Here is a 20,641-nt window from a genome sequence, read left to right as displayed (position 1 = left end):
TACACAAAGCTGTATAGGAAGACAGACGCCTAAGTCAGCTCGTGAAGGGCGAACAGTAAGTATGATGATAGTGTTACTATCGTCAATAAGGAGGATGAAAGACAGTATGAAAGAAGAAAAGGCTAAAGCGTCGAAGAACGTTGTCATTCAGGAAAAAGGAATAAAGAAGAGAAAAAGAAGAAGCCTGAGTCGGAGAATCTCTATCCAGCTTTTTTTAATTATGGCTATCCTGTTTGCCTTAATGAATGGTGCCGTATTTTATATTTCAGGAAAGGCTTTTGGGAAGATTAGACATGATTCCCTCTATGCTCTAACAACTTTAAACGCAAAGAAAGTAAATCAAATTGCGGACACCACAAATCATTTGGCCAATGCCTTGCTTCACAGCATGGAAAGATACGACAGTATGAGAGCGGAAACTACAGTACGGGAAAAGCAAAGTCGAGTTCCGAAGGTCGGGCAACTTAGTGAATCGGAATACGATGAAGAAAACTTTGCCATAGATACAATTCAAGATGCTTTATCCGCGAATCCCGGTATCGCCGGTGCAGGTCTTTTCTTTGAACCGAATGGCTTTTCTTCCTCAATAAAGGACTATGCCTTTTTCGTACAGAGAAAAAAGGGGGAGACTGAAAAATACGAGATTTTAAATGTGGATTATAAAATCTATGGCGGCGGAGTTATGGAATATTACAGTAAAATAGAAGAGACAAAGGCTCCTTTTACAAGTCTTCCTTTTGACAGTGATTTTTCCGATGAAAATGTTTTTGTTGTGGCGAAACCGATTTTTTTAGAAGACCGTTTTATCGGTGCGGTAGTCATTGACCTGAAAACGGAGGTCTTTAACGAACTGGATATGAGCGATTTAGGAGAAGACCACTCATTCTTTGATGTCATTGCCCAAAACGGAGACTTTGTATTCAGTAATAATCCGGAAGCCGCCGGAAAGAATCTGAGCGACTTGGATCCGAACGCAAAACATCTGATTGAACTGATGTCAAAAGAACAGACATTCTTTGATCGGGATTACCGTCTTGTTCGTACTTTTATTCCTCTTCACTTTGACGGAGCAAAGTGGTGGGTACAGATTGCCATGCAGGCGAAGGACTATGAATCACAGATGCGGAATCTGCAATATATGATGGTAATAGCGGAGTTCATATTGTTCCTTGCGGTACTTTTTGTCATTACCATTAGTATCAAATTATCCTTAAAACCTTTGTCAAGCATTGCGGAAAGCGGCAGAAGACTTGCAAAAGGTAATTTTGATGTGGAAATCCAATATTCTCATAATGATGAAATCGGAGAAATTGCCGGAACGCTTTCGGCTATTGTAGAGAGCCTGCGGAAAATCATCTTTGATTTGCAGGAGAAGCTGAATGCTATTTCAGAAGGAGATTTCCGGCGTAACAGCAGCAATATTGAAGCCTATGTGGGAAATTATGCACCCTTGGCAAGCAGTATCGCAAAAATTCAAGATTCCTTATCGGAAACTATAGAAGGAGTGAAGAGCTGTTCCACAGAGGTAAGAAACGGAGTAACGCAGCTGGCTGAAAGTGCAAGCACACTTTCGCAAGGTGCGACGGAACAGTCCCAAGCGGTAGACACTCTTTCTGTTCGTATGGGTGAAATTTCGAAGGGTGTGGAAGAGAATGCGGAAATGGCAGACCATGCCAATAACCTGCAAGGAGAGACTCGGGAGGCTGTATTACGCAGCAATGAAAAGATGCACGATATGCAGGGCGCAATGATGGAAATTACACATAAGTCCAATGAAATCAGTAAGATTATTAAGACGATAGATGACATTGCTTTCCAAACCAATATCCTTTCCCTAAATGCGGCTATAGAGGCGGCAAGAGCGGGTTCGGCAGGAAAGGGCTTTGCTGTAGTTGCAGATGAAGTAGGAGAGCTTGCCCAGAAGTCTGCGAAGGCCGCACAAAGCACCGGTGTACTGATAGAAGAGACCATTGATGCAGTGGAAAAAGGGGCGCGTATCACGGGTGAAACGGCAGAAGCGCTTTCTATCGTTGAAAAAAGCAGTGAAAAGGTAAATGAGTTAATTGCGAAAATATCCGGTTCCTCCGAGCTGGAGGCCGATGCAATCCTGGATATCAAAGACAGCATCAATGAAATATTGAATGTAGTAGCTAAGAATACTGCAACAGCGGAAGAATCCGCAGCCTGCTCGGAAGAACTGTCCGCACAGGTTCATACCTTGAATGACTTAATGGATAAATTTAAGGTATAGCGCAACAATGGTAGTAGAGTAAGAATAAGCGAAAGTCAGGAATAGATAAAAAGTGGATGTAAAAAAATCAAAAACGACGCTTTTAGTGCTATGGCCCTCCACAGCATGAAGAAGTTTTGATTTTTTACAGCCACTTTTAAACTGATTCATTTTAGCTGCAGCAACTTAGCCGACATAAATCATGCCCTCAAAGAGCTCTTCGGCATCGATACCATTTACTTTCGTGGTCCAGCTTTCTCTGTCTCTTTCAATTTGAATCCGATAGCAGTTTCCGTCATATTGGAACTGGCTGAAATCATTGAGATAATAGCTGTTGCCGTATTCACCTCCGCTGACTGTATCCACATATTTTTCATCAATGATTCGCATTTCCATGGTGGCTTCATTATCGCTGTACATCAGTAAGAGATAGGAGCCGGCAGGAATAGTTCCGTCTTGCAAGACCTTCCCGTTTTGATCCACTTCTTGTGCGGAAATGTCCTGAAGAGCCCGTAAGACACGATTACTGGTCACCCTGTAGCGGTTTCCGGCAGGCTTCGGATAAGCATTCTCGTCAATAAGCCAATCTATTTCCACGGTATTGGTACTAAGGATGTCATTCCTTTCTCCTCCGCAAAATCCTGCGGCATCTGTAAAGCTCTCTTGAATATAATGTTGTTTATCCACATTATCGACGGTTTTCCAGTAGTATTCCTTGTTGGAGAGGTCAACAAACCAATGCTCATCGGGATTTAATTCCACAGTAGAGAGGTCAATTCGATAGAGGAAAATTACGCCGTCGTCTTCATCTTTAAAAAGGTAGAGATAGTACTTTCCGGATTTTTTGAGAATATAAGTCCATCCGTCCAGTCCTTCTACTATGCCGCTTTCCCTACCATTTGCCACAACCGACATATTCATATAAAAGTTACCGTCTACTTCCTGCCTTTTTAAGTAAACAGGCTCCCTCTTTCCGTCCCCGTCCAGATCGATATCCAGATGCTGCCTTTGTAACAAAGGCAGAACATAGTCTTCCTCCGTTTTCGTATATTTTTCGTTAAAAAGATTCTCCGCCTCGTCAAAATACACGGTAAGCACCATGGGATCTTTCAGGGATTGACCGGATGAGTTGAGGTCATAATAAACGGAAACGCCCTCTGCATTGACTGTCCAGCATAGGTTTTCTCCCTGTTCTTTTACTTTTGCAAGGAAATCTACGGGAAATGCCGTATCCATACCTGCAGACTCTTTTGCTCTGTTTTCCGCAAGGGTAAAGAAGGTTTCTGAATCCAGAACAACATCGGAAAAGGCGAGTCTCTTTCCGCTTTCCGAGTCGAAATTCACAGCGCTGTGAACATAGCTTGTTTCGTTTCCGGTATAATTCACAGACTTGGTCTGAAGGACGCTTACGATACTCTTATCGGATCGTATAATAAAGCTGTTGCTGTCCACTTCGGGAGTGCTGCCGGTAAAGTTTGCTATATTTCTTTTCGCTTCTTCCGAAGAACTGCTGATATTCACCAATTCCGTAAAATCTTTTTCGTATGCTTTCTCCACTTCTTTGTTGTATTCCGATAATGCATTTCTTAGTGCTGTGAACGCACTGTCTTCTTCTTTTAAGAGCAGCTTGCTGTATCCACCTCGATAAAAATAGTGGTAGTCGGAATCTCTATGGGTTTCTTCATTTTTTTCAATCAGTAAATGGGGGAGTCCAGGGAGCTCCGCGCTTTCTGCCTTTTTCTCTTCACCCGTTTCCTCTCCCGACTTTTCCGTCTCGGCATTTCCTCTGCCGCTCTGTTCCTCTGTGGCTTTATTCTCCGTCTTTCCGCAAGATAGTAGAATAAAAGCAAGCAGAAGGAACATTGTTAAAACCCTGTTCTTTTTGCCTTTCATCTTTTCCTCCTTCAATCGGTTTTTAATAGAATTATTTTTATAAATCCATACTACTATAAATCACTCAAAAATTAAAAATTAATTTACACTGATCGTATCAGTTTTTACTCCTATTTAAAACAGGGATTGGCAGTGCCAATCCCTGAAATGATAATACTCTTCGAGAAGATCTCCTCCCTCAAAAAAACAGAGGTAGTAAATCGAATACTTGTAAAGAAAAATTCTTTGCAAAAGAATTTCAAAGAGCCGTATAAAGAATTTCGTCTTGCAAATAAAAAAATTATAAATATAATGAAACACAGTAAATGAGAGTGAAAATAAATTTCGTTTTTCTTTGAAAAAAGAGATTTTTACTTTGGTATTTTTTATTCTCAAGGAGAGTTAAAAATAAATAGGAGAAGGAGTACTCCATGAATGATCGAGTAAAAAGATTGCATGGAAAGTTGATTGTTTCGTGTCAAGCCCTCCCGGAAGAGCCTCTTCACTCTTCCTTTATCATGGGAAGGATGGCAAGGGCGGCCAAGATGGCCGGTGCCGGGGGGATTCGAGCGAACACGAAGGAAGATATCACGGAAATTCAGAAAGAAGTGGATCTTCCGATTATCGGAATCGTAAAGAGGGATTATCCGGATTCCAAGGTTTACATCACCCCCACGATGAAAGAAGTGGATGAGCTTACGAGTACGGGGGTAGACATCATTGCGATGGATGCCACTATTTCGGATCGCCCGGGCGGAAAGACTTTGGAAGTGTTCTTTAAGGAAGTAAAAGCAAAGTATCCGAATCAACTCTTTATGGCGGATTGTTCCACGGTGGAAGAGGCTTTGGAAGCAGACCGATTGGGATTTGATTTTATCGGCTCCACCATGGTCGGCTACACCGAGCAGTCCAAGGGAGACCGGATTGAAGCGGATGACTTTCTGATTCTTCGGAAGATGATAGAGGGGGTTAAGCACCCGGTTATCGCCGAAGGAAACATCAACACACCCGAAAAAGCGAAGAGAGTGATGGAACTCGGTGCATTTTCCGTGGTGGTCGGATCTATTATTACAAGGCCGCAGCTTATCGCTGTACCTTTTGTAAATGCATTAAAAGAATGGGAGGAACAAAAATGAAAAAAAGACAGATTGCCTTAGGCATGGCTGCCGTACTTCTGGCATCCGGCCTGGCTGCTTGCGGTGGTGCTAAGAAAGCGGAGACTACCGGAGCGGCTGAAGAGACAACAAAGGCGGCAGAGGAGAGTAAGGAAAATGCCGATGCGAAAGGGGAAGCGGATGAAAGTCTGAAAGCGGACTTGAAGCTTTTTACCTATCCTATCGGAAAATGGGGCGACAGCGCATCCGTTGACGGATTACTCGAGAACTTCAACAAGAAGTATCCGAACATCCATGTAACGGTAGAGTATCTGGATTACACGAACGGTGACGACCAGGTAAATACCGCTATCGAAGGAAATGCAGCTCCGGATCTTATCATGGAAGGACCGGAAAGACTCGTTGCAAACTGGGGCGCTAAGGGGCTGATGGTTGATCTTGCAGACCTGTTTGAGGATGAGGATTCCAAGGATATTTATGAAAATGTAACGGCTGCCTGCAAGTCTGCCGACGGCAAGTACTATGAGTATCCGCTCGCTATGATTGCACACTGCATGGCAATCAACAAGGCTGTATTCGAGAAGGCTGACGCTCTTCAGTATATCGATGAAGATACACATACCTGGACAACAGAGAACTTCTTCAAGGCTGTAGAAGCGATTGAGAAGAGCGGTCAGGAAAATGTTCTCGCTGTTTACTGCGGTGGACAGGGTGGAGACCAGGGTACTCGTGCGCTGGTAAACAACCTTTACAGCGGAACCTACACCAATAAGGAACACACCGAGTACACCGGTGCAGAAGAGCAGAATGTAAAGGCTCTGGAGGCTCTTAAAGCGGCAAAGGGTGTGAAATTTGATCCGGCTTTAGTTGGAGGAGATGAGATTACTTTATTTAGAAATGGAACTTTAGCAATGTCTCTTTGCTGGAACTCTGCTCAGCAGAACAACAAGGATAACGGCGAGGCCGGAAAGACCAACAACGGTGATGAAATCATCCCGATGCTTTTCCCGACAGATGACGGAAAGACAGAGCTTTGCGGCGGTATCTGGGGATTCGGTATCTTTGATAACGGCGATGAGAACAAGGTTAAGGCAGCTAAGGCTTTCATCCGTTTTATGGCTAACGATCCGGAACAGGCAAAGATTTCCGTACAGACAACCGGATTCTTCCCTGTACATGAGAAGCTGACCGGCGTATATGACGGAACAGACAATGCGGAAACCATGAAGATGTTCACGGAGAAATTTATGCCTTCTTTCGGAGACTACTATCAGGTAACTCCGGGCTGGGCACAGGCAAGAACCGAGTGGTGGAATATGTTGCAGAGAGTCGGACAGGGCGGCGATGTCAAGACAGAGCTTGAAACCTTCCAGAACAATGCTAACGCAGCAGCTAAGTCCTAATATTTTCGCTCCGGAAGAAGCAAAAAAGCTCATTCCGGAGCTTTTTTTGTAAAAACTGTCATATATAAGCTTGCTGCAGCTTGTTTTAGACATGATCGGTCACTGTTTTAGACTGTAGAAGAATAGGATGATTCATTTTAAAGAATAGCAGCGTATTACTACTCGTTTTAACTAGAACGAAGGAGAACTTTATGGATACCACTCAAACGAGCAGAAGTAAGATTCTTGTGCAGAGGGAAACGCGATCTGCCTATTTGTTTTTGCTTCCCAGCTTGGTTTTTTTCTTGGGATTTGTTATTTTTCCCATGATTTTATGCGTTTACACCAGCTTTTTTGATGCTACCATGGGAAAGAATGTAGCGGATAAATTTATCGGCGTACAGAACTATCTTGAGCTGTTTTCGGACGGCATTTTTCTAAAAGCGTTGAAGAATACCCTGATTATCGTACTGGTTTCCGTACCTGCGGTAGCGATCTTCTCTTTATGGGTGTCTTCTCTGATTTACAAAATGAAGGGGCCGTTGCTTTCCGCCTTCCGTTGCATCTTCTACCTTCCTGTAGTTACAGGATCGGTTGCGGTAACGGTAGTCTGGAAGTGGATGTTCCATAATTACTATGGTTTATTTAACTATGTGGGAACCCACACGGGAATGATGGAACAGAATATCAACTGGCTCGGGGACGCAAGATTTGCCTTACCCTGTATTATCTTGATTTTATTTACGACCTCTGTAGGACAGCCTATCGTGCTTTATGTTTCCGCACTAGGAAATGTTGACGATTCTCTTGTAGAAGCGGCAAAGGTAGACGGCGCTACGGACTTACAGCTTTTCTGGAAAATTAAGTGGCCGCAGATTATGCCTACCACTTTATATATTTTGGTTATCACCACAATCAACAGTTTCCAGTGCTTCGCACTGATTCAGCTCTTAACCTCCGGTGGACCGAACCACAGTACCGATACCGTAATGTATTACATTTATTACACTGCTTTTAAGCTGTATCGTTATGGTTACGGAAATGCCATGGGTGTAATATTAGCCGTGATTATTGCCTTGCTCTCCGCTTTGCAATTCCAGTTGGCGAAGGAAAAGTAGGAGGAATAGTATGAAAACGAATAATAAATCAGTTTACAGCATTATCAGTGTCATCATTCTTCTGGTTTTGGCATTTTTCTTCCTTTTCCCTCTGTATTGGATTATCACAGGCTCCTTTAAAACGGCACAGTCCATTAACGGCACCAGCCCCGACTGGTTCCCGAAGGAATGGGTAATGACCAACTATCAGAAGCTTTTTTCCAGACAGCCGACAGCTTTATTCAGCTTCACGCTACCCGGTATGGGGAAGGCTGCGATTTCCTTCGGCCCGAAAGTGCCCGGCGCTGTTCGTTGGCTCTTTAACACGGTTGTGATGTCCCTTTCCGCCATGGTATTAACCTGTGTTACGGCATCCATGGCTGGTTATGCACTGGCAAAGAAACGCTTCAGAGGAAGAACTCTTTTATTTACCTTGATTGTTTGCGCTATGGCGCTTCCGAAGCAGGTTATCCTGATTCCGTTAATCAGGGAAATGTCTTTCTTAAAACTCTATAATACGCTTTTGGCCGTTATTTTCCCGACCGTCGGCTGGCCCTTCGGTGTATTCCTCATGAAGCAGTTCTCCGAGGGTGTTCCCGGAGAAATGCTGGAGGCATCCCGCATTGACGGCGCTTCCGAGGCAAGAATCTTTTCGCAGATCGTGCTTCCCATGGTAAAGCCGGGAATCGGCGCACTTGCGATTTTTACCTTTATCAACAGCTGGAACGATTACTTCATGCAGTTGATTATGCTAAGCAGTACGGAAAAACTGACCATTTCCCTCGGTATTGCAAAACTCCAGGCGGAAAACGCCACGGACTTCGGAATCATCATGGCGGGAGCAGCCGTAGCGGCAGTCCCCATCCTGATTGTATTCCTTATCTTCCAGCGATACTTCACACAAGGCATCGCCATGGGTGCTGTTAAGGGATAACTTTTCATAAAGAAAAGTTATCCCTGCAATCAGACCACAGCCCCCTTAGGGGGTGTGCTTTGCGAAGCAAAGTGAGCAGGCGAGCTACAAGCTCGCGCTCAGTCAAGGGTTAGAAAGGACCACTATGAAAAACACAGAAAAATATGCAGGCATAACCCCTGCATTCTACGCTTGTTACGACGAAAAGGGAGAGGTTTCTCCCGAGAGAGTGCGTGCACTCACAAGATACTTTATGGATGCCGGTGTGCAGGGACTCTATGTAAACGGCTCCTCCGGAGAATGCATTTATCTTTCCAAAGAGGAAAGAAAGTGTATTCTGGAAAATGTTTGTGCTGAAGCGAAAGGAAAGCTTCGTATTATTGCCCATGTAGCTTGCAACAATACGCGTGATTCCGAGGAATTGGCTGCGCATGCCGAGAGCTTAAAGGTGGATGCGATTGCTTCCATTCCGCCGATATACTTCCATCTTCCGGCATACAGCATTGCCGAGTATTGGAACAAAATCAGTGCGGCAGCACCGAATACCGACTTCATCATCTACAATATTCCGCAGCTTGCAGGAGTAAGTCTTACAGCGGATCTTTGCAAGGAAATGTTAAAGAACAAGAAGGTTGTCGGCGTGAAGAATTCTTCTATGCCTGTACAGGATATTCAGACCTTTAAGGCACTGGGTGGCGAAGACTTCGCCGTTTTCAACGGCCCGGACGAGCAGTTTGTTGGCGGACGAGCTATGGGTGCTGTCGGCGGCATTGGCGGAACCTACGGCGCGATGCCGGAGCTTTTTGTAAAAATGAACAAGCTCTTCGTGGAAAACAGAATTACAGAAGCAAGAGAAATCCAGATTAAAGTGAATGAGATTATCGGAATGCTTTGCAGCGGTCATGGCAATATGTATGCCATGATTAAGGAAGTGCTTCGCATTCGTAAAGGGCTGGAAATCGGCTCTGTCAGAAGTCCTTTAACTCCGCTTACAGAAGAGGATAAGAAGATTGCAGAGAAGACAGCGAAAATTATTGACGACGCAGTAGCTCATTTTTGCTAATGCATATATTTGCACTCATAAAAAAGAATGCCCCGCTTAAAAGAGATGAATAAGGCGGGGCATTCGCTTATATATATTTACGAAGATAGAACTTTGTTTTATCATAAGCGTATAGCGAAAACGGTTAATAAAGTTTATGCTGCACTGTTTCGCAAGAGAATTTAGAAGGGTAGATAGGATATGGAAGAAGAAAAAATCATAGTTTGTTTTGGAGACTCCAATACACATGGATACGATAATAAGACAGGGGGACGTTTTGATAAAAATACCCGCTGGCCTATGGTTTTACAAAAGCTCTTGGGAGAGGAGTATTTGGTTCGGGAAGAAGGTCTTTCGGGAAGAACCACAGTCTTTAACGACCCGCTTCATGAATCCCTTTCCGGAGTGGAAGTCATTCGCCCGATTCTTCTGACCCATGAGCCCGTCTCACTCCTCATCATTATGCTGGGGACCAATGATGTAAAAGAGCGCTTTGCTGCCACTCCCGAAAATATTTCCCGCGGACTGGATAGATTGATTAAGAAAGCACAGGATGCGGAAGAAGCTTTTTTAGGTGCCAAGCCGAATATCCTGGTGATTGCACCTTATCCGATTGATGACGAGTATCGAGAGACCGCGATAGGAAATGATATGGGGGAGGGCTGTGCGGAGAAGTCGAGAAAGCTCCCTGCACTCTATAAAACGATTGCCGAGCAAAACCATTGCCATTTTCTTTCTGCAACGGATATCCCGGGAATGGAAAACTATCCCTATGACTATATGCATTTAAGTCCCAAGGCGCATCGCGCACTTGCGGAAGCCTTGGCGGAGAGAATGAAGGAATATCTTTCATAGAAATAGAAAATCATCCGGGGTTACAGACAAGGATTACTTCGGTTTTAATAAGGGGGGAGAAATTGGAGAAACGATTTTTAGCCATTGATATAGGAGGAACCACAACCAAATTTGCACTCCTTACTGCAGAAGGGGAAATTCTTTCACAGGGAGAAAGAGCGACAGAGGCAGAACAGGGCGGTCCGCATATCGTGGAAAGAATAAAAGCACTGATTCGGGAACAGGAACTTCCCTTGGAGGGAATCTGTATTTCCACTGCAGGGATTGTAGATGAAGAAGCAGGCGAGATTATCCATGCGGGACCACAGATTCCAAACTACAAGGGAACAGAGTGGAAGAAGCTCGTTGAGGCGGAGTTCTCTATTCCTTGTGAGGTGGAAAATGATGTCAACTGCGCAGGTCTTGGAGAGGCCTATTTCGGTGCGGCAAAGGGAAAGAAATCGGTATTGCTTCTTACGATAGGGACAGGGATTGGCGGTTGCTTTTTGCAAAATGGAGAAATTCAGCACGGAACTTCTCATGCAGCGATGGAAGTCGGTTATATGCAGATTCCCGGAGGAGAGTTCCAGAATCTTGCCGCGACATCTGCCTTGGTTCGAAGAGTTGCGAGCCGAAAGAAAGAAAGTCCGGAAGAGTGGAATGGAAAACGGATTCTTTTCGGAGTAGAAGAAGGAGATAGAATCTGCGTTGAAGAGCTGGATCGTTTTTGCGACACCCTTTCCCTTGGAATGAGCAATCTTTGCTATGCTTTTAATCCGGAAATTTTTATCTTGGGGGGAGGTATCATGGCAAGAAAAGACATTTTGCTTCCCAAAATAAGAGAGCATCTGCAGGAGCATCTAATTCCCTTGATTTTCGAACACACAGAATTGGATTGTGCAACGATGGGAAATCAGGCCGGTTTTTTGGGCGCATTCGTGCATTTTCAAAAGAAGCAGGCAGAGAGGCTTGGGAAAGAATAATATAAAGATGAACATCATGTACTAAGAGGAAGACTCATGAAAAAATACAAGATATTTGCAGAAGACAAAAAGTTTTACTTGGGAAATATAAACTGTTCGGAGGACGGACGATTTTCTTCTGTACACCTGGAAGAAGAGCTTAGGGAAGAGGAAGTCTTTCAAAGGAAAGAAGATTTCCTGATCCCCGGGCTCATTGATATTCATTTTCACGGCTGTCTTGGGCAGGATTTTTGTGATGGGACGAGAGACGCTATAGAATGCCTTGCAAAGTATGAAATAGAGCATGGCGTTACCGGGATTTGTCCGGCAACACTAACTTTGGCGCTTGATGATCTCGATGCCGTACTTTCTCTTGCAAGAGACTATGCGGAAGAAGGAGAAAAAGAGGGAAAAGCAAGGCTCCTCGGCATCAATATGGAGGGTCCCTTTATCAGCCATGTGAAAAAGGGAGCGCAGAACGAAAAGTATATATTGCAGTGCGATGAGAAAATACTCAGTCGTTTTATCGAAAGCTCCGGAGGCCTTGTCAAGTTTGTGGGACTTGCTCCGGAGGAAAATCCGGATTTTGAGGAGTTTATTAAAAAGGCAAAGGGGAGAGTGAAGATTTCTCTGGCGCATACCAATGCGGACTTTGAAACGGCTCTTCTAGCGTATCGTGCCGGTGCAAGTCATGCAGTGCACCTCTTTAATGCCATGACGGGACTGGATCACAGAAATCCCGGTGTTGTGGGAGCAACGGTGGAAAGTAAGGAAGTCTATGCAGAACTGATTACCGACGGCATTCATGTGCATCCCGTTATGGTGCGTGCGGCATTTGCGCTTCTTGGAGAAGATAGAGTGGTGCTTATCAGCGACAGCCTCCGCTCTACCGGTATGCCGGACGGGATTTATGATTTGGGCGGACAGAAAGTGAAGAAAGAGGGGAAGCGTTGTACCTTGGTAGAGGGTGGAAATCTTGCAGGCTCCGTTTCCAATGTCTTTGATTGCATGAAGACGGCTGTGCAGCTGATGAGGATTCCTTTTAAAAAGGCAATTCTTGCATCAACCATAAATCCTGCAAAGTCTCTTGGTGTGGAAAAGGAACTGGGTAGTATTTCCGTTGGAAAGAGAGCAGACTACTTGATTTTGGATAATGATTTAAACCTGAAAGCGGTTTATCAGTCCGGAAAAGAGATTGAGAGAAAATAAAATAAGTACATTTTACAAAATTTTATTTTAAAAAATATATTGCAAAAAAAGAGGGAATCGTCTAGAGTATCAAAGGCATTGGAAGGCAGTACAGCTTTCCTAAAATATTCAATGAAAAATAGGAGTAGACGATGAAAGGTTTTTTAAAGGAGTTTAAAGAGTTTGCATTAAAGGGAAATATGATCGATTTGGCAGTAGGTATGATTATCGGTGCAGCTTTTACCGCATTGGTAAACAAGCTGGTAAGCGACCTCGTTATGCCTCTCATTTCTCTCATTACCGGAAAGATTGATTTTGAAAATATGTTCATTCCTCTTGCCGGACAGACTACAAAGGTTTATAGCGAAGCAGTTGAGCAGGGTGCTGTATTGGCTTACGGTTCTTTCATTACCGCTGTAATTAACTTCCTCATCATGGCATTGGTGGTTTTCATTTTCGTAAAGCAGATGAATAAGATGAAGAAGGAAGTACCTGCTGAGCCGACAGACAAGGAGTGCCCATACTGCAAGAGCATGATTCCAATTGAGGCAACTCGTTGTCCTCACTGTACCTCTAAGCTTGCAGGATACGCAGAGGCGGTTTAAGAGAGTTTTCAGAAGGATGCAGAACTGAACGAACAGAGAGTATGCATCTTACGAAGAGCTTTTTATGAGCTTTTCTTATAGATTCTTATAAAAAAGAATAGGTATATCTTCGTGGGTATTGGAAAAAAGGCTTTTGGCTTTATAACGATAGTCGGAAATAGGGGCTGTTGTTTGATTTTTCCGATATCCACGTTTCCGTTTTGTATTTACAGCATAATATGGAGGAAAGTATGCAAGAAAGAGAGCGCGAGAGTATTGCAACAAGGGCAGCGATGATCGGGATATTGGCAAATCTTTTTTTGTTTATTGTAAAATATTTGCTTTCCCTCTTACTTCACTCCTTAAGTATCGGTGCAGATGCCTGGAATAACTTATCGGATATGGGAAATTCCATAATCAGTCTTTTTGCCGGAAAGATTTCCGGAAAGAAGGCAGACAAGGAGCATCCCTTTGGTCATGGAAGGCTAGAGTATTTGGCGGCCTTCCTGGTCAGCACCTTGATTATTCAGCTTGGCTTTCAGACGATTCGTTCTGCTCTGTTTTCCATAGGGAAGAAAGAGGAATTATCCTTTTTTGCACCTGCTCTTTGGATTCTTGGCTTATCCGTCCTGATTAAAGTCCTTTTGTTTTTCTATTTTCGCTTTGTGGGAAAGCAAATTTCTTCCAGCCTTTTCAAGGTAACGGCAATGGATGCTTTACTGGATTCTTTAATGACGCTTTCCACCTTGTTTTCCACCTTTCTTTACTATCAAAGCGGTTACAATGTGGATGCGATACTCGGCCTTTTACTGGGAGCCCTTATTCTTTTTAACGGGGTAAAAATGGCGAAGGAGACCATTTCCGAGATTTTGGGAAAACCGATTGAGGAAGAACTGTATGAGAAAATCCGTAAAACAATCCTTACGGAGGAGGAGTTCCTTGCAGTGCATGACTTTCTTTATCACCCTTACGGCGCACAAAATGCCATGGGAAGTATTCATGTTCAGTGTGATGGAAGAAAAACAATTGCCTTTATCCATGAAAAAGTAGATGATATGGAAAGAAGAATCAAAAAAGAATTCGGTTTTTCCTTGCTGATTCATGTGGACCCCATTGTATCGGAAGAAGTTGAAGCTTGGCTTTCCCCGGTTGTGAAGCAGGTTTTGGCAAAGTATGGAGTAGAGGGAAGCTTTCACGATATCCAGTTCAAAAAAGACAGAGAAGAAAAAGCACTGTACTTTGACCTTCTTTTACCCTATTCTGTAACAGAAGATACGGCTTCCCAAATTATGGGGGAATTAAAAACATTGGTAAAAGAGGAAAAGGGGATAAACTGCGTCGTGGAATTGGACCGTCCTATAGTTGATACGGCAAAGGAAGACTAGATTTCTCTATAAGGATTCTCAGTATTTAAAGAATAGATAAGGAAAAGACACTGTAAAGTCATAAGGGAAAAGACAAAGAGAGGGAAGGGCAATGTACGAAATAAAGGAACGTGTGCGTTATTCCGAGGTACGCGAGAACGGAAAAATGGACCTTTTGGGGGTGGTGAATCTCCTGCAGGATTGTTCTACCTTTCATTCCCATGATGTGGGAATGTCTATCGAAAAAGTACTGGAATTAAAAAGGGCTTGGCTTTTAAGCGCCTGGAATATAGAACTCTATGCGCTTCCGGCACTTTATGAGAAGATTACGGTCGGTACTTCTCCCCACCTATTTCGCGGAATCTTTGCCTACCGCAATTTCTGGATTAAGAATCAGAGTGGGGATTATCTTGTTAAGGCTGACAGCGAGTGGTTCTGTATTGATACGGAGAAGGGAAGACCGAAAAAGATTACAGATGAATTGGTAGCGCCCTTCGGAGAGCCGAAGGATGAGCTGCATTTGCCGCCTTTACAACGAAAAATCAGTTTTCCGGAGGAGTGGATAGAGGGGGAAGACTTTCTTGTTCCGAGAGAATATCTGGATACGAACCACCACATGAACAACGCCCGCTATATTGCACTTTCCGAGGAAATTCTTTATCAAAGTAGCGGGGAGCCGGCGTTTTCCTTTACGGATTCCGGCTGGGAGAAGGAAAACGGAAAGAACTTGGAACAAGGAAATGAGAAGGAAGAAAAGAAGCTGTCTATCGGGATTCGTGCAGAATATCTGAAGGCATATACCTATGGGGATCGCATTTTCCCGAGAGTCGCACTGGAAAGCGAACGGAAATGCGTTGCCTTCTACAATCAGAATAAGGAGCTGTGCTGCCATGTTGAAATTAGGAAAAACCCAGAACTGTAAGATTCTTAGAGAGAAGGATTTTGGTGTGTTTGTGGGAAATGAGGGGGAAGAAGGGATTCTTCTGCCGATTCGTCAGGTCCCGAAGGGGAAGGGGGTCGGAGATGAAATCTCCGTTTTTGTGTATAAAGACTCGAAGGATAGATTGATTGCCACAACAAGAAAGCCCTATATCGAGGTGGGAGAGGTTGCAAAGCTGAGAGTCAGTGATGTGAACAATATCGGTGCCTTTATGGATATAGGACTGGAAAAGGACATACTTCTCCCACACAGAGAGATGCGCTATGCCTTAAAGAAGGATATGGAGGTCGAGGTTTATCTCTATATTGACAAGACGGAGCGTCTTGCGGCGACCATGTATACCAAGAAGAGAGAAGATGCAAAGCATATCAGTCAGGAAGAGGTCAATACCTCCCGCTACGAAAAGTGCGGGGAGCAGATAGAGCATATTTTAGAAGAAAAATTCGATGGACATATTCCCTATACCGATAAAACAGTGGATCCTGAACAGGTGAAGAAGGATTTTGGGGTGTCGAAGGCTGCTTTTAAGCGCGCAATCGGTAAATTATTAAAGGAAAATAAGATAAAAATCACGAAAACAGCTATATTTAAAATATATAAAGAGGACGAATAAAAAACATTTAAAATTAAGACTTAAGCAATCTTGTCGTTTTCCACTGAATTGTATGGGTATAATCAGGAAAATATTTAGTTAAATTGTCTATTAAATATCAAAGACCTTATAACTTGTACAAAATTCACCCTTGATTTTCGGAACTACGTCAATAGTCAGAAAAAAAGAAAAACTATAGAATAGCGGTAGTCTTCGGAAAGGGAGACTGGTATTTCTATTATTTATACTGAATAAGAAAAGCATAAATTAATTTTATTCAGTTAGAAAAGGAGAATGAGCATGGCTAGTGTTCAGCTTAAAAATGTAGTCAAGAAGTATCCCAACGGATTCGTTGCCGTAAAGGACTTCAACTTGGAAATTGAAGATAAGGAATTCATCATCTTTGTAGGTCCCTCAGGATGCGGAAAGTCTACAACTCTTCGTATGGTTGCAGGATTGGAAGACATTAGCTCCGGCGATTTGTTTATTGACGGAAAAAGAATGAATGATGTGGAGCCGAAGGATAGAGATATTGCCATGGTTTTCCAGAACTATGCTTTGTATCCGCACATGACTGTATATGATAACATGGCTTTCGGCTTGAAGCTTCGTAAGGTTCCAAAGGATGAGATTGACAAGAAGGTGCATGAGGCTGCAAGAATCTTGGATCTTGAGCATTTGCTGGATCGTAAGCCAAAGGCTCTTTCCGGAGGACAGAGACAGCGTGTGGCTATGGGACGTGCTATCGTTCGTCGTCCGAAAGTATTCCTTATGGACGAGCCTCTTTCCAACTTGGATGCAAAGTTAAGGGCGCAGATGCGTGTAGAGATTGCAAAGCTTCATAAGTCCTTAGAGACAACGATTATCTACGTTACACACGACCAGACCGAGGCTATGACACTCGGAACCAGAATCGTTGTATTGAAGGATGGCTATATTCAGCAGGTAGATACACCGGAGAATCTTTACGATACTCCTTGCAATAAGTTCGTCGCAGGCTTCATCGGCTCTCCGCAGATGAACATGATTGATGCGGAGTGCACAGAGGAGGGTGGTGCTGTAAAGTTAAGCTTTGCAGGAAATACCATTACCTTAAATGAGAAGAAGGCAGCTGCCTTAAAGGACAAGGGATATATCGGAAAGACGGTGACTCTCGGAATTCGTCCGGAAGACCTGCATGATGAGGAAGAGTATCTTGCAAACCATGCTCAGTCCGTGATTTCCGCTGAGATTCGTGTATATGAAATGCTCGGTGCAGAGACACTGCTTTACTTTGATATCGCAGATGCATCCTGGACTGCCAGAGTGAATCCGAAGACCAAGGCAAGAACAGGAGATACCGTGCGTTTCGCATTGGATGAGAACAAGATTCACATCTTTGATAAAGAGACAGAGCTGACAATTACCAACTAAAATTGGGTTTTGTGAATTATTTATAAATACAAAAAAATGTTTTGGAGAAAAAGACAGGAAAGAGGACGTTTCTTTTCCTGTCTTTTTTTAAAAATGCTTGAAAAGGGATAAAAAACTGATTATAGTAAGCTAAAGAGAGGGTATTATGCAATATTTAGAAAATAAATGTGCATGGTAAAGGGCGTAGAGGACATGCGGAGCTGAACTGAGGAGATTTCTTGCCCTTCCGAAGAGATTTAGTTGATGAAAAGGATGGAGTAGAGATGATTTCAAATCAGGTTTTACAAAGTACCATTGATTCCTTAAAGGGAATCGCAAGGCTGGATATAGCCATTGCCGATATTGACGGAAAAGTTCTTGCGACTACGTTTTTAGAGGATAAAGATTTATCCGATATGGTGGTTTCCTTTGCGGCATCTCAGGCCGATTCTCAGGCTGCCGGCGGGTATCAGTTCTTTAAGATTTTTGATGAACATCAACTGGAATTTGTCCTGATTGCCCATGGAGATACGGATGATGTCTATATGGTAGGAAAGCTTGCCGTATTGCAGATTCAGACCCTTTTGGTAGCGTACAGAGAGAAATTCGATAAGGACAATTTTATCAAGAATCTTCTTTTGGATAATTTGCTTCTTGTAGACATTTATAACAGAGCGAAGAAGCTGCACATCGAAGTCGGTGTACGGAGAGTGGTATTCCTGGTTGAGTCTCATGAAAATATGGACGGTACGGTGCAGGAAGCCCTGAAGGAATTCTTCTCCGCAGAGGGCAATGACTTTGTTACTGCCGTGGATGAGAAGAATATTATTGTAGTGAAGGAGCTTGCTTCGGATGACGGCTACGAGCAGGTACAGAAGATTGCCGAGAGTATGCTGGATATGCTTTCCTCCGAGGTGATGCTTTCTACCAGAGTTTCTTACGGTACCATTGTCAATGAAATCAAAGAAGTTTCCCGTTCCTATAAGGAAGCGAAGATGGCTTTGGAAGTAGGAAAGATTTTCTTTGTGGAAAGACATATCGTGGCGTACAATGCTCTTGGAATCGGAAGATTGATTTACCAGCTTCCCATCCCGCTTTGTAAGATGTTTATCAAGGAAATCTTTGCGGATGTTTCCCCTGATGATTTTGATGAAGAGACCTTGGAAACAATTGCCAAGTTCTTCGAGAATAACTTGAACGTTTCCGAGACTTCAAGACAGCTCTTTATTCATAGAAATACCTTGGTATATCGTTTGGATAAGCTGGATAGAGCAACAGGACTGGATCTTAGAGTATTTGATGATGCCATTACCTTCCAGATTGCTCTGATGGTTGTGAAGTATATGAAATATATGGAAAGTCTGGATTTCTAAAAAGTAATTTTTCAATGAAAGAAAAGGCGGAGGCGAGAGTTTCCGCCTTTTCCATTCTTTTATAAGAGGAAGTATAGACCTTGGTTCTTACGCGATGAAGAATGAGGCAAGAGAGTTTTCGAGAAGATAGAGAGGACAAATACAGTTATGGGAGTAGAAGAGAAGGAATATACTGCGGAAGTGGAAAAGCAATCCTTTTCCGAAGCGGAGCATCAGGATTCTCCGAAAGAGAGCACAGAGTATGCAGAAGAAGAAAAACGGTATAAAGAAGGAAGTGAAAAAGAGTATCCTTCCGAGATGGAAAAGGATAAGAGGAGAGCAGGATTACGAAATTACAGTGTGGAGCGGAGTAGGCAAAATGGAAAGATTGCTCTCTTTGTTCTCTGTATTTTTGCAATGCTCTTTTCCTTTGTTCTTGGAGGAGCGGCGGTTTATCTTTATTACTTCAGTACTCCTGCCGTATTTTCTTTACAGAATGAGAAAAAAGAGACAGGAGAGGAAGAAATCAATCTCTTTCGTGTGAGTACGAAGCTGAAAGACTTACAGGAGCTGATCACGGAGAATTATCTTTATACGGAAAATGCGGAAAAAGCGGAAGACGGAATTTACAAGGGCTTTTTAAACAGTCTTTTGGAAGAGGACCCGTATGCGGCATACTATACAAAAGAAGAGATTGAAGAGTCTCAAAACCAACAAAAGGGAATTTACCAGGGTATCGGTGCGGAAGTATCGGAAACGGATGAAGGAATCAGAATAGAGTATGTCTATCCGGACTCCCCTGCGGAAAAAGGCGGACTGAAGGCGGGAGACATTATCCTTCGAGTAGACGGGATTTCCGTGAGGGACTTGAGTCTGCAGTATATCGTACAAAATCTGATACAAGGAGTAGAAGGAAGCTCTTTGGAGATGATTGTGCTTCGAGAGAATGAGGAAGTCACTCTGCGATTAACGCGCGGAGAAATCGTGATTCCTCCGGTGGAGAGCGGAGATGCGGCGACAATGCTGAAAGACAGTACGGTCCCGGAAGGAGAAATCGGCTACCTTTCTTTGCGAGGCTTTTACGAGGAAGCAGTAGAAGAGTTTATTTCTCAATATGAGAAGGAAATCGAAGGAGAGAAGAAAGGGCTTATCATTGATCTCCGAGGGAATCCCGGGGGAGATGTGGATGCCGCTACCCGGCTTTTAGACTATTTTCTTCCGGATGATCTTCCAAAGCCCGTGAAAGCGACAGCAGAAGCTTCCGGAGCAATCCAATCCATAACGGATAGAGAATTTTTGGAAGGAGAAACCTTGCTACTGTATACCGAAGACAAACATGGAAACGGAAAGGAATGGTATGCGGATGACAGGCATGAAGTGGATATGCCTATTGTGATTCTGGTCAATCAAAATTCCGCCTCTGCATCGGAACTTTTTTCCGGTGCAATGCAGGACTATGGAAGAGCCATTGTTGTGGGAACACAGTCTTACGGAAAGGGCATTGTACAAACCATTCGTTCCTTTACAGACGGTTCCGCAGTGGAGTTCACCACTCACTACTACTTCACTCCCGCCGGTCGGAATATTCATAAAAAAGGAATCACCCCGGATGTGAAGGTGGAGATACCGGAAGAAGATGGACAGAGCTATATTCAAGACAGAACAAAGGACAGTCAGTTAAGAAAAGGAGCAGAGACTCTTTATACTAATTTTATACATGGCTAAAAGGCACTATGTTATACTTCGATATAGAACTTATTCATTATGAATTGAATAAAACAG

General features: G+C 43.4%; 17 protein-coding genes. 16 read left to right on the top strand and 1 reads right to left on the bottom strand.

Annotated features, from left to right (window positions below):
• Nucleotides 1–106 precede the first annotated feature (106 nt).
• Nucleotides 107–2,251: a methyl-accepting chemotaxis protein gene (locus HMPREF9625_RS03065; RefSeq protein WP_009535539.1), complete on the top strand. Its 2,145-nt coding sequence runs from the start codon at nucleotides 107–109 to the stop codon at nucleotides 2,249–2,251.
• A 165-nt stretch (nucleotides 2,252–2,416) separates the two neighbouring features.
• Here the strand turns inward: HMPREF9625_RS03065 and HMPREF9625_RS03060 are convergent, their stop codons facing one another.
• Nucleotides 2,417–4,123 carry a hypothetical protein gene (locus HMPREF9625_RS03060; protein ID WP_009535538.1) on the bottom strand — a complete coding sequence of 569 codons (1,707 nt, stop codon included), beginning with the start codon at nucleotides 4,121–4,123 and terminating at the stop codon, nucleotides 2,417–2,419.
• 410 nt (nucleotides 4,124–4,533) lie between these two features.
• On the opposite strand from HMPREF9625_RS03060, the gene HMPREF9625_RS03055 reads away from it, so the two are divergent.
• The 15 genes from HMPREF9625_RS03055 (at nucleotide 4,534) to HMPREF9625_RS02985 (ending at nucleotide 20,584) form a co-directional block, all read left to right on the top strand.
• Complete coding sequence (locus tag HMPREF9625_RS03055; RefSeq protein ID WP_009535537.1) at nucleotides 4,534–5,238, top strand: N-acetylmannosamine-6-phosphate 2-epimerase; 705 nt, start codon at nucleotides 4,534–4,536, stop codon at nucleotides 5,236–5,238.
• Nucleotides 5,235–6,620 carry an ABC transporter substrate-binding protein gene (locus tag HMPREF9625_RS03050; protein ID WP_009535536.1) on the top strand — a complete coding sequence of 462 codons (1,386 nt, stop codon included), beginning with the start codon at nucleotides 5,235–5,237 and terminating at the stop codon, nucleotides 6,618–6,620. The genes HMPREF9625_RS03055 and HMPREF9625_RS03050 overlap by 4 nt, the downstream gene beginning before the upstream one ends.
• Before the next feature lie 191 nt (nucleotides 6,621–6,811).
• The gene (locus tag HMPREF9625_RS03045; RefSeq protein WP_009535535.1) at nucleotides 6,812–7,717 is read left to right on the top strand and encodes a carbohydrate ABC transporter permease; all 906 of its coding nucleotides are present in this window, start codon (nucleotides 6,812–6,814) and stop codon (nucleotides 7,715–7,717) included.
• A 10-nt stretch (nucleotides 7,718–7,727) separates the two neighbouring features.
• Nucleotides 7,728–8,630, top strand: coding sequence for a carbohydrate ABC transporter permease (locus HMPREF9625_RS03040; protein WP_009535534.1), 903 nt, complete (start codon nucleotides 7,728–7,730; stop codon nucleotides 8,628–8,630).
• Between the two features lie 124 nt (nucleotides 8,631–8,754).
• Nucleotides 8,755–9,672 (top strand): dihydrodipicolinate synthase family protein, encoded by a 918-nt coding sequence (locus tag HMPREF9625_RS03035; protein ID WP_009535533.1) that lies wholly within the window; start codon nucleotides 8,755–8,757, stop codon nucleotides 9,670–9,672.
• A gap of 180 nt (nucleotides 9,673–9,852) precedes the next feature.
• The gene (locus tag HMPREF9625_RS03030) at nucleotides 9,853–10,506 is read left to right on the top strand and encodes a GDSL-type esterase/lipase family protein (protein ID WP_009535532.1); all 654 of its coding nucleotides are present in this window, start codon (nucleotides 9,853–9,855) and stop codon (nucleotides 10,504–10,506) included.
• A gap of 62 nt (nucleotides 10,507–10,568) precedes the next feature.
• A complete protein-coding gene (locus HMPREF9625_RS03025) occupies nucleotides 10,569–11,468 on the top strand; it encodes an ROK family protein (RefSeq protein WP_009535531.1) in 900 nt (299 codons plus the stop codon).
• 36 nt (nucleotides 11,469–11,504) lie between these two features.
• Entirely contained in the window at nucleotides 11,505–12,656 is a 1,152-nt protein-coding gene (nagA, locus tag HMPREF9625_RS03020; RefSeq protein ID WP_009535530.1) for an N-acetylglucosamine-6-phosphate deacetylase, read from the top strand.
• Nucleotides 12,657–12,787: 131 nt separating this feature from the next.
• On the top strand, nucleotides 12,788–13,240 hold the full coding sequence (gene mscL / locus HMPREF9625_RS03015) for a large conductance mechanosensitive channel protein MscL (protein ID WP_009535529.1): 453 nt from the start codon (nucleotides 12,788–12,790) through the stop codon (nucleotides 13,238–13,240).
• A gap of 230 nt (nucleotides 13,241–13,470) precedes the next feature.
• Nucleotides 13,471–14,604 (top strand): cation diffusion facilitator family transporter, encoded by a 1,134-nt coding sequence (locus HMPREF9625_RS03010; RefSeq protein ID WP_009535528.1) that lies wholly within the window; start codon nucleotides 13,471–13,473, stop codon nucleotides 14,602–14,604.
• 91 nt (nucleotides 14,605–14,695) lie between these two features.
• On the top strand, nucleotides 14,696–15,505 hold the full coding sequence (locus HMPREF9625_RS03005; RefSeq protein ID WP_009535527.1) for an acyl-[acyl-carrier-protein] thioesterase: 810 nt from the start codon (nucleotides 14,696–14,698) through the stop codon (nucleotides 15,503–15,505).
• Nucleotides 15,474–16,136, top strand: coding sequence for a S1-like domain-containing RNA-binding protein (locus HMPREF9625_RS03000; protein WP_009535526.1), 663 nt, complete (start codon nucleotides 15,474–15,476; stop codon nucleotides 16,134–16,136). Before HMPREF9625_RS03005 ends, HMPREF9625_RS03000 begins: the two co-directional genes overlap by 32 nt.
• A 279-nt stretch (nucleotides 16,137–16,415) precedes the next feature.
• A complete protein-coding gene (locus tag HMPREF9625_RS02995; RefSeq protein ID WP_009535525.1) occupies nucleotides 16,416–17,528 on the top strand; it encodes an ABC transporter ATP-binding protein in 1,113 nt (370 codons plus the stop codon).
• Between the two features lie 263 nt (nucleotides 17,529–17,791).
• Nucleotides 17,792–18,880, top strand: coding sequence for a PucR family transcriptional regulator (locus HMPREF9625_RS02990; protein ID WP_036569442.1), 1,089 nt, complete (start codon nucleotides 17,792–17,794; stop codon nucleotides 18,878–18,880).
• Between the two features lie 147 nt (nucleotides 18,881–19,027).
• Nucleotides 19,028–20,584, top strand: a complete 1,557-nt coding sequence (locus HMPREF9625_RS02985; protein WP_009535523.1) for a S41 family peptidase — start codon at nucleotides 19,028–19,030, stop codon at nucleotides 20,582–20,584.
• Nucleotides 20,585–20,641: the final 57 nt, after the last annotated feature.

Origin of the sequence: Oribacterium parvum ACB1, assembly GCF_000238055.2 — a bacterium.
GTDB classification, from domain to species: domain Bacteria; phylum Bacillota; class Clostridia; order Lachnospirales; family Lachnospiraceae; genus Oribacterium; species Oribacterium parvum.
The sequence above is the reverse complement of the archived record's forward strand: the minus strand, read 5'-3'. Positions and strand labels throughout refer to the sequence as shown.